General features: G+C 74.7%; 8 protein-coding genes. 5 read left to right on the top strand and 3 right to left on the bottom strand.

Annotation, left to right across the window (positions count from 1 at the left end; all coding sequences use genetic code 11):
• From DY240_RS07805 to DY240_RS07790, 4 genes are all read left to right on the top strand, one after another.
• On the top strand, nucleotides 1-3,015 hold a 3,015-nt coding region (locus DY240_RS07805), incomplete at its 5' end, for a DEAD/DEAH box helicase (protein WP_119659381.1).
• A gap of 134 nt (nucleotides 3,016-3,149) precedes the next feature.
• Nucleotides 3,150-3,950, top strand: a complete 801-nt coding sequence (locus tag DY240_RS07800) for an endonuclease/exonuclease/phosphatase family protein (RefSeq protein ID WP_199701043.1) — start codon at nucleotides 3,150-3,152, stop codon at nucleotides 3,948-3,950.
• Nucleotides 3,951-4,093: 143 nt separating this feature from the next.
• A complete protein-coding gene (locus tag DY240_RS07795; RefSeq protein WP_158602775.1) occupies nucleotides 4,094-4,660 on the top strand; it encodes a Uma2 family endonuclease in 567 nt (188 codons plus the stop codon).
• Between the two features lie 5 nt (nucleotides 4,661-4,665).
• Entirely contained in the window at nucleotides 4,666-5,664 is a 999-nt protein-coding gene (locus tag DY240_RS07790) for a zinc-binding alcohol dehydrogenase family protein (RefSeq protein WP_119659378.1), read from the top strand.
• A 24-nt stretch (nucleotides 5,665-5,688) separates the two neighbouring features.
• Here DY240_RS07790 and DY240_RS07785 read toward each other — a convergent pair whose 3' ends face one another.
• Nucleotides 5,689-6,051, bottom strand: a complete 363-nt coding sequence (locus DY240_RS07785; protein ID WP_119659377.1) for an MmcQ/YjbR family DNA-binding protein — start codon at nucleotides 6,049-6,051, stop codon at nucleotides 5,689-5,691.
• Nucleotides 6,052-6,134: 83 nt separating this feature from the next.
• Here DY240_RS07785 and DY240_RS07780 point away from each other — a divergent pair, with 83 nt between their 5' ends.
• Nucleotides 6,135-6,548, top strand: coding sequence for a VOC family protein (locus DY240_RS07780; protein WP_119659376.1), 414 nt, complete (start codon nucleotides 6,135-6,137; stop codon nucleotides 6,546-6,548).
• On the opposite strand, the gene DY240_RS07775 is transcribed toward DY240_RS07780, so the two are convergent.
• Together DY240_RS07775 and DY240_RS07770 are read right to left on the bottom strand one after the other, a co-directional pair.
• Complete coding sequence (locus DY240_RS07775) at nucleotides 6,529-7,212, bottom strand: helix-turn-helix domain-containing protein (RefSeq protein WP_119659375.1); 684 nt, start codon at nucleotides 7,210-7,212, stop codon at nucleotides 6,529-6,531. The genes DY240_RS07780 and DY240_RS07775 overlap by 20 nt on opposite strands.
• Before the next feature lie 68 nt (nucleotides 7,213-7,280).
• Nucleotides 7,281-8,117: an AraC family transcriptional regulator gene (locus DY240_RS07770; protein WP_119659374.1), complete on the bottom strand. Its 837-nt coding sequence runs from the start codon at nucleotides 8,115-8,117 to the stop codon at nucleotides 7,281-7,283.
• Between the last annotated feature and the right edge of the window lie 123 nt (nucleotides 8,118-8,240).

The raw sequence follows: 8,240 nt of genomic DNA, 5'->3' as shown, positions 1-8,240 counted from the left end.
GTCGCCGTCGCCACACCGGGCGGCGCGGACGCGGCCGGCGGTGGCGCGGCCGCGGGCGGCGACCACGGCGACCAGGTCGCCGACCCCGGCTGGCGCGAGGTCATCGCCTACTACCGCGCGTGCCTGGCCGAGGCGCCGTCGCCGGAGGCGCTGCCGGTGCGTGGCTCGGAGGCCGCCGACTGGTTCCCCATGACCGACGGCGCCGAGGTGCTGATCAGCGGCGCCGAGGCGACGACGCTCGCGCCGGACGGCGTCGACACCTTCGACTGGAAGGAGCGCGACGTCTGGTACGGGTACCCGGTCGTCACGCTGGCCGGCGCCGGCCGGCGGCACTCGGGCGACCCGCTGGCACCATCCACCGTCGCGCCGCTGCTGGTCCGCCGGGCCGAGGTCACCGTCGACGCCCGCGGCGCCGCCGCCCTGCGGCCCGTCGGGCCGGTGCTGCCGCACGCCGGCATCCTGCAGGCCTGCCTGGACGACCAGGAGGCGGCCAGTGTGCTGGCGGCCTGGCGGCAGAGCTGGAAGCCCGGCGACCGCGGGCAGCTGCTGGTGGCCATCCGGCAGCTGCTGAAGCGGCTCGGCCTGGAGGAGCTGAGCCCTCTCGACCCCGCGGCACTGCGCGCCGTCGACCAGAAGACCGCCAACCGCACCGGTGTGCACAACACCGCCTGCGTCCTGTACGTCGAGTCCGAGCGGGCCGCCCAGCAGGCGGTCTCCGCCGAGCTGGCCGAGCTGGGGGAGCGGCTCGCCGACGTGCCCGGCACGGCGCTGGAGTTCCTCGGCAAGCCCGTCGGGCTGCGCACGACGACCCGCTCGGCCGTCGCACCGGTGTTCCCGGTCGAGCTGAACGAGAGCCAGGAGGCGGTGCTCACCGCGGCCATGTCGCGGCCGCTCACCGTCGTCACGGCGCCGCCCGGCACGGGCAAGGACGACCTGATCGTGGACGTCGTCGCCACCGCCGTCGCCGCCGGGCAGAAGGTGCTGGTCGCCTCGGCCGACGACGCCGCCCTGCAGCGGCTGGCCGACCGGTGCGGCACGCTCGCCACCGGCCTGCTCATCAAGACCGGCGACGCGCAGGCCCGGGCCGAGGAGAAGCAGATCGTCCGCGAGCTGCTCCGCTCGATCAAGGACGAGTCACGCGGCCGCACCCGCGGCGCCGTCGCCGCCGACCTGGCCGCCGCCCAGGCGCAGGTCCGGGCCTGGCGCGACCGGCTGGCCGAGCGCAACGACCTCGAGACGCTGCTGCGCAAGACCACCGCCGCCCGGGCCGCCGCGGCCGAGCGGCTGGGCGTGCCGGTCGACGTGCTGGCCGCCGCGTGGCGCGGCGACGACGCCGGGCTGGCCGACTGGATCGACCGGGCACGGACGCTCACCGAGACCCATCTGATGGGCGGGCTGCGCCGGCGCAACCTGGTGCTGGCGTTCGTGCGGGCCATCGCCGATGCCGGAGCGGACGCCGACGCCGCCCGCGAGCCGCTGCTCGACCCGGTCGCGTACGACTCGCTGCTGCTGTTCGCGCGGGCCGAGGAGCGGCTGCGCGAGGACCGGCGCGAGGTGCTCGCCGTCAGCGACGACGCCCTGGACCTCGAGGGCCGTGAGCTGTCCGCGCGGGTGGCCGAGCTGTCCGCGGAGCTGCTCGCCGTCGTCGTCGCGGAGCAGACCGGCACCGCGCGCGAGCGGCTCGAGGCGCGCCGCATCGCGCTGGAGCCGGGCGGCCGGAACCGGCGGGCCAGCCACCGGGAGCTGCTCAGCCACCTCGGCGGCTGGGCCGTCACCCCGCAGGACGCCGGGCAGCTGGCGCTCGAGCCCGGCATGTTCGACCTGGTGGTCATCGACGACGCGCACCACTGCCCGGTCGCCGCCGCGTTGCCGCTGCTGTTCCGCGGCCGCCGCGCGCTGATCGTCGGCGACCCGCGACAGCGGCTGCGCCCGCCCGCCCTCAGCGACCACCGGCTGCGCCGTGCGCGCCGCGGCGCGGGGCTGAGCGCCGGTTTCCTCGCCGAGCGGCGGCTGTCGTTCCGCGGCGACTCCGTCTTCGACGCCGCACTGCCGAACGTCGAGGAGCCGCTGCTGCTCGACGAGCACGACGGCGCGCACCCGGGCATCGCCCGCATCGTCGACGAGCACTTCTACGAGGGCCGGCTGACGGTGGTCACCGACGTCGGCTCGCTGCCCCGGGCGCACGACGCCGAGACGGGCGACGCGACGCTGCTGCTCTGGGAGGACGTCACCGGCACGCCCGAACGCGGCTCCAACGGCGGGTCCTGGCGCAACCAGGCCGAGATCGACCGCGTCGTGTGGGCGGTCAAGGAGCTGCGCGACCAGCTCCCGGACGGCGCCACGATCGCCGTCGCCACCCCGTTCCGGGCCCAGGCCGAGGAGCTGCGGTCGTTGTTCCGGTTCGAGCCGGTACCCGTGGCCTGCGTCGCCGACGGCGACCCGGCCGACTGCGATGCCGTCGTGCTGTCGCTGGTCGCCGGTGACGGGATGCCGGAGCAGACGGTTCGCTGGGCGCAGGGCCAGACGGCGCTGTGGAGTGCGGCGCTCGGCCGCACCCGCGCGCACGTCGTCACCGTCGGGCAGCACGGCTTCTGGTCGCGGCGGGCCGGGCTGCCGGCGCTGCTGGCCAGGATGTCCGCGGTCCGCTCCTTCCACGTCCGGCCCAACCCGCCGGAGCCGCTGGAGTCCGCCGTCTTCACCGACCCGCTGATCGAGTTGTTGTGCCGGCGCCTGGCCGACGCCGGGCACACGGAGGTCGAGCCGAACGCCGTCGTCGACGGCTACCGCGTCGACGTGCTGGTGCGGACGCCGTCGGGCAGCACCGCCGTGCTGCTGGACCGTGGCTGGCCGGGTGAGGACGCCGACGCCGCCCGGCACCTGCGGCTGCTGCTGCGCCGGCGCCGGCTGCTCACCGGACTGGTGCCGGAGTCGGGGCTGCCGCCGGTGACCCGGGTGCTGCGGGTGCCGGCCTGGCAGGTGCGCTCCGGCGAGCCGATCGACGGGTTGCTCGACTGACCGTTTGCGGCAGGTTTGTCTAGAAGTCATCAGCGGCGGGAAGGCTCGACGGCACGGATGCCGTGTCGTCGAAGGGACCCTCCATGCGCATTCTCCGTATCGCCGTGCCCGCGGCTCTGGCAGTCTTGGGCCTGATGGCCGCGACCGCTCTGCCCGCTGCGTCGGCCGACCCGTCGCCCCGCGACCGGCCGCTCACCGTCATGAGCTTCAACATCCACCACGGAGTCGGCACCGACAACGTGCTGAACCCGCAGCGTGTTGCCGACGTCATCAAGACCGAGGGTGTCGACGTCGTCGGCCTGCAGGAGGTCGACCGGCACTGGGGCGAGCGCAGCGACTTCGTCGACCAGGCCGCCTGGCTCGCCGAGGAGCTGGACATGCACGTCGTCTACGGCGCCAACCTCGACGAGGACCCGCTGCAGCCGGGGCAGCCGCGGCGGCAGTACGGCACCGCCATCCTGAGCGAACGGCCGATCCGCGAGTGGGACAACACGTTCCTGCCCAAGTACGAGGGCCACGAGCAGCGCGGGCTGCTGCGGGCCCGCATCAACGTGCGCGGCGTCTGGGTGACGGTCTACAACACCCACCTGCAGCACAACGACGCCAACGAGCGCCTGGAGCAGGTCGCCGCGATCGAGGCGCTGATGGGCGAGCCGGACGAGTCGGTCGTGCTGCTCGGCGACCTCAACGCGCGGCCGGAGGCGCCGGAGATCCAGGCGCTGGTCGACGACCTCGTCGACACCTGGGAGGCCGCCGGCGTCGGCGACGGCGCCACCTACCCGGCCGAGGACCCGAACGCCCGCATCGACTACGTCCTCACGTCCGGCGACGTGATCGTGCGGACCGCCGCGGTGGTCTCCACCGACGCGTCGGACCACCTGCCGGCGAAGGCGGAGGTCCTGCTGCCCGGATCCCACGTCGGCCTGGGGAATTGATCGTCAGGGCAAGTTCCTGAGGCGCGGATCCGCCGGCCCGGGCAACCGGGCCGGCGGATTCGGGCAACCGCGTGAAGTGCCGATCCGCGTATCGTGGCGGTATGACTCGACGGTCAGAAGAACATCGATCGGTGGAGGCTGAGATGACGACCATCGTTGTGCCCGACCACCTCGTGACCGTCGAGGAGTGGGGTGCGCTCGAGGACATCAACCCGCGTATGCGGTACGAACTGGTCGACGGGAACGTGGTCATGAGCCCATGGCCTGCGTTGGACCATCAGGACATCATCGGCACGTTGGTCGCCGTGCTTCGCAGGCAACGCCCGCCCGGGCACCGGGTCCTGCCCGAGAGCGAGCTGCTCCTCGGGCTGGGTCCGTGGCCGACCGTCCGGGTACCCGACGTCATGGTGACAGGTCGGTCAGAGCGTGGGCTTGCGCGTCTCCACGCCGCGGATGCGGAACTGGTCGTCGAGGTCGTCTCTCCGGGTTCGCGGCGTACCGACCGGATCGCCAAGGTCGCCGACTACCAGGAGGCCGGCATCCCGGCGTACTGGATCGTCGACCCGGCGGCCGCCGACGACGGCCGGTTCGTGGCGTACGAGCTGGTGGGCGGCGCCTACAAGGAGGTCGCCCGCGGCTCGGGGGTCATCACGCTCGAGCGGCCGTTCCCGGTGACCATCGACGTCGATGACCTGCTGACGCTCGACTGACGGCGATGCGCGCCTGGCGGGTCACGTCGCCCGGCCCGATGGCGACCCGGCCGCTGACCCTCGTCGACGAGCCGATCCCGGAGCCCGGCCCCGGCGAGTTGCTGGTGCGGGTCCTGGCCTGCGGTGTCTGCCGTACCGACCTGCACGTCGCCGAGGGCGACCTGCCGGTGCACCGCCCGCGGGTCGTGCCCGGGCACGAGGTGGTCGGCGAGGTGGTGACGGCGGCCGGCGGCTTCGCCGTACGCGACCGCGTCGGCATCGCCTGGCTGCGCGGCACCGACGGAACCTGCGCCTACTGCCGTCGGGGCGCGGAGAATCTCTGCCCGGCCTCGGTCTACACCGGCTGGGACGCCGACGGCGGGTACGCCGAGTACGCCACCGTCCCCGCCGACTACGCGCTGCCGCTGCCGCCCGGCTACGACGACGTCGAGCTGGCGCCGCTGCTGTGCGCCGGCATCATCGGCTACCGCGCGGTGCTCCGCGCCGAGCTTCCGCCCGGCGGCCGGCTCGGCGTCTACGGGTTCGGCGCCAGCGCCCACCTCGCCGCCCAGGTCGCGCTGGCCCAGGGCGCGACCGTCCACGTGTTCACCCGCAGCCCGGCGGCGCAGCACCTGGCACTCGAGCTCGGCGCGGCCTCGGCCGGCGGCGCCGCCGACCCGCCGCCCGAACCGCTCGACGCCGCCATCCTGTTCGCGCCGGTCGGCGACCTCGTGCCGACCGCGCTGGCCGCGCTCGACCGCGGCGGCACACTCGCCGTCGCCGGCATCCACCTCACCGACGTGCCGCCGCTGCACTACCAGCGGCACCTGTTCCAGGAGCGGCAGCTGCGCAGCGTCACCGCCAACACCCGCGACGACGCCCGCGCGTTCCTGCGTTTCGCCGGCGAGCACCGGCTGCGGGTCACCACCACGCCGTACCCGCTGGGCCGCGCCGGCCATGCGCTGACCGACCTCGCCGCCGACGCCGTCACCGGCGCGGCGGTCCTCGTCCCCGCCCTCGGCTGACCGCCCGCCGCCGCGCCGGCCGGGTCAGCGGGCGTCCAGCGCCTTGAGCATCCGCTGGAGCGCGACCTGGCGGTACGAACCGTCCAGCAACTCGCCGACCTCGGCCCAGTCGACGTCGGCCGCGGTGAGGTCGAGGGCCAGCCAGCCGCTGGGGCCGAAGTACGGCGGGACGTAGAAGCGCGGGTCCTGCAGCAGCGCCGGACGGTCCGCCGGGTCGGGCTTGAAGGTGAGTGCGAACGGATGGCCGTCGTGGCCGTCGAAGACGGCGAAGATCTTCTTCCCCGCCCGGAAGGTGGGCCGGCCCCACGCCTCGATTTCGACCGCCTCGGGGAAGCGCAGGCAGGCGGCGCGCAGCTCGGCGAGGTAAGGGTCGTCGTCGGTGTACATCCGCGGGTGCGCCACGACGTCGAGCGTAGCGGCGTCCGATTCCTTCAAGACGGGGTCGGCCGGCGGCCCGTAGCGTCCCGGGTATGACACAGCCACGTTTCAACGCCATCGGATTCGCGGTCGCCGATATGGCCCGCTCGCTGGAGTTCTACCGCGCGCTCGGCCTCGAGGTCCCCGATGGTGCGGAGTCCGCTCCGCACGCGGAGATCCCGCTCGCGCCGGGGGTGCGGCTGCTGCTCGACACGCACGAGACGATCGCCGCGTTCGACCCCGGGTTCACGCCGGCCACGGGCGGCCACGGCAGCCTCGCCTTCGACTGTGGCGACCCGGCCGGCGTCGATGCCGCCTACGAGCGGATGATCGCCGCCGGCGCCAAGAGCCACCTGGAGCCGTGGGACGCGTTCTGGGGGCAGCGCTACGCCGTGGTGCTCGACCCCGACGGCCACGGCGTCGACTTCTACGCCGCCCTGCCGGGTGTCACGCCACCAGGGTCGTGAGCGTGACGCCGGTCAGCGAGCGCACCTCGCGCGACAGGTGCGCCTGATCGGCGTACCCGGCCGCGAACGCGGCGTCGGCCGCCGGGGTGCCGGAACGGCCCAGCTCGAGCGCCCGGTTCAGGCGCAGGATGCGGGCCAGCGTCTTCGGCCCGTATCCGAACGCGTCGAGGCTGCGCCGGTGCAGCTGCCGCGCGCTCAGCCCGACCTCGCGGGCGACGGCGCCGACCGCGGCACCCTGCCCCAGCCGCCACGCCACCCGCTCGACGACGGAGTCGGCCGGCGGCGCGTCGGCGAGCCGGCGTTCGGCGATGCCTTCGAGCAGCGCGCCGGGGTCGGGCGCCTCGGCCAGGCGCTCGCCCAGCCGGCGCACGTCGGCGCCCGGCCACAGCGCGTCCAGCGGCACCCGCTGGTCGCGCAGCTCGTGTGCCGGGAGTCCGAGCACCCGCGGGCCGACCCCGGGTCCGAACCGGAGGCCGACGAACGGCGTGCCCGGCCGCCACGAGGCGAAGTGCGCGACGGTGTCGGGGCCGGCCACCATCAGCCGGCCACCTGACCACAGCAGGTCGAGGCAGCCGTCGGGCAGCACCCGGTGCTCCTCGGCCGCCGCCACGGTCGAGGACCAGACCACCGCGTGCGCGATGGTGGACGGTCGCTCGCGGTACACACCCCCACTGTGCCACCCGGCGGTGACATCTCCGATGCTCCGGGCCGGGCACCGGCCGTCACCCGCCGTCAGCCGAAGCGGGCGCGGTACTCGCGCGGCGTCATCGCCTTGAGCTCGCGGAAGCGCCGGTTGAAGTTCGAGAGGTTGGCGAACCCGCAGGACGCGGCGATGTCGGAGACCGCGCGATCGCTGTCGGTGAGCAGCCGGCAGGCGGCGCCGACGCGCAGCTCGGTGAGGTACGCGGTGAACGTGCGGCCGGTCGCGCGGCGGAAGAACCGGCTGAACGCGGCCGGCGACAGGTGGGCGACGGCGGCGACGTCGCCGAGGGTGATCGGCTCGCCGTACTCGGCGTGCAGGAAACCGAACACGTCGTCCATCCGGCGGCGGCCGTCCGGACGGTCCGGTGACCGGTAGCCCGGACTGGCCAGCGGCCGCCCCGGTGCGCCGTCGGCCAGCCGGACCAGCACGTCCAGCAGCCCGAGGGTGCCGTCGGCGCCGCTCCGCTCGGTCAGCGCGACGAGCCTGCGGACGGCCGGCTCCGGCGCCGGCAGCTCCAGCCCGCGCCCGGCCCGGGCGAGCAGCGCACCGACCGCCGCGAACTCCGGCACGTCGAACAGCCCCGGGCCCAGGAAATCCGGCCGGAAGTGGATCACGACGGCCTCGTGGTGGCCCGGCGCCGCCGACACGAACGCGTGCGGCACGCCGGCGCCGAACAGCGTCAACTGGCCGGGGTCGTACGGCTCGATGCTGTCGCCCGCGTACCGGGTCCCGGTGCCCGCGGTGATCAGCGTCAGCTCGACCTCGGGATGGAAGTGCCAGCTGAACCGGAACCGGGACGTGCGGTAGAGGTGCCGCTTCCAGGACAGACCGCCCGTGGTGCCGACGTGTTCCAAGGCGGGCCGCATGAGCTCGACGATACGGTGCGCGCGTCATCGCGGCTTGGCGCCGGCCGCGGCGGTCGCGAGAGTACCGGAAGTCGTCATCGGCGGCGTGGTGGCGGCTGGGTACGCGCCACCAGCATGGAGGTG

This window comes from Jiangella rhizosphaerae (assembly GCF_003579925.1).
Lineage (GTDB): Bacteria > Actinomycetota > Actinomycetes > Jiangellales > Jiangellaceae > Jiangella > Jiangella rhizosphaerae.
The sequence above is the reverse complement of the archived record's forward strand: the minus strand, read 5'-3'. Positions and strand labels throughout refer to the sequence as shown.

Bases quoted from the DNA above. Each gene is read 5' to 3' on its own strand.
- DY240_RS07800 (WP_199701043.1), top strand. From the start codon at position 3,150: ATGGCCGCGACCGCTCTGCCCGCTGCGTCGGCCGACCCGTCGCCCCGC.
- DY240_RS07795 (WP_158602775.1), top strand. From the start codon at position 4,094: ATGACGACCATCGTTGTGCCCGACCACCTCGTGACCGTCGAGGAGTGG.
- DY240_RS07790 (WP_119659378.1), top strand. From the start codon at position 4,666: ATGCGCGCCTGGCGGGTCACGTCGCCCGGCCCGATGGCGACCCGGCCG.
- DY240_RS07785 (WP_119659377.1), bottom strand. From the start codon at position 6,051: ATGTACACCGACGACGACCCTTACCTCGCCGAGCTGCGCGCCGCCTGC.
- DY240_RS07780 (WP_119659376.1), top strand. From the start codon at position 6,135: ATGACACAGCCACGTTTCAACGCCATCGGATTCGCGGTCGCCGATATG.
- DY240_RS07770 (WP_119659374.1), bottom strand. From the start codon at position 8,117: ATGCGGCCCGCCTTGGAACACGTCGGCACCACGGGCGGTCTGTCCTGG.